Origin of the sequence: Pseudomonas sp. PB106, assembly GCF_009764645.1 — a bacterium.
Classification (GTDB): domain Bacteria; phylum Pseudomonadota; class Gammaproteobacteria; order Pseudomonadales; family Pseudomonadaceae; genus Aquipseudomonas.
The window spans coordinates 1-1,025 of sequence record NZ_RWIM01000196.1 but is presented as its reverse complement, the minus strand read 5'-3'; the positions used below and the strand labels follow the sequence as shown (position 1 = coordinate 1,025).

At 60.8% G+C, this 1,025-nt stretch carries 1 protein-coding gene; it reads left to right on the top strand.

Annotation, left to right across the window (positions count from 1 at the left end; genetic code table 11):
- On the top strand, positions 1-1,025 hold a 1,025-nt coding region (gene tssI / locus EJA71_RS24480; RefSeq protein ID WP_158960159.1), incomplete at both ends, for a type VI secretion system tip protein TssI/VgrG.

Genomic DNA, 1,025 nt, shown 5'->3' with positions numbered 1-1,025 from the left:
CCTGCGCCACAACCACGATCAGCAGATTTTCCAGCAACTGACGGTTCCGCAAATCATCGGCCAGGTGCTTGAGGATCGCGGCATCCTCGCCGACGCCTACGATTTCCAGCTCGGCGCCGAGTACCCGGCACGCGATTACTGCGTGCAGTACGACGAGTCTGACCTGCACTTCATTCAGCGTCTGTGCGAAGAGGAAGGCATTCACTTCCACTTCCAGCACAGCAGCAGCGGGCACAAACTGGTATTCGGCGACGATCAAACCGTGTTCCGAAAGTTGAAACCGGTGATTTACCAGCAAGACTCCGGCATGTCCGCCGACAAGCCAGTGATCAAGCGCTTCAACCTGCGTCTGGAAACCCGCACCACCCGCGTTTCTCGCCGCGATTACGACTTCGAAAAACCGAAGATCCTCCCCGAAGGCGCAGTCAAATCCGACTTCGCCCCGGACCTGGAGGACTACGATTACCCAGGTCGTTTCACCACCCGCGAGCGTGGCAAATTCCTCTCGACCCGCGCCCTCGAACGCCATCGCAGCGACTACAAACTCGCCGAAGGCAAAGGTGATGAACCGACCCTCACCAGCGGCCACTTCCTCACCCTCGCCGAGCACCCGCGCGGCGAATGGAACGATCTGTGGCTGCTGCTGGAAATCTTCCACGAAGGCAAACAACCGCAAGTGCTCGGCGAAAACGTCACCAGCGACGTCACCGACAACAAAAGCGATTTCCACCAGGGCTACCGCAACAGCTTTCTCGCCACGCCGTGGGACGCGCACTACCGCCCTGCCCTCGAACACCCGAAACCGAAAGTCCTCGGCAGCCAGACCGCCGTCGTCACCGGCCCCGCAGGCGAAGAAATCCACTGCGACCAATACGGCCGCATCAAAGTGCAATTCCACTGGGACCGCGAAGGTCAGTCCAACGACAAAACCACCTGCTGGATGCGCGTCGCCAGCGGCTGGGCCGGCGCGGCGTACGGCGGCATCGCCATCCCGCGGATCGGCATGGAAGTGCTGGTCACTTTCC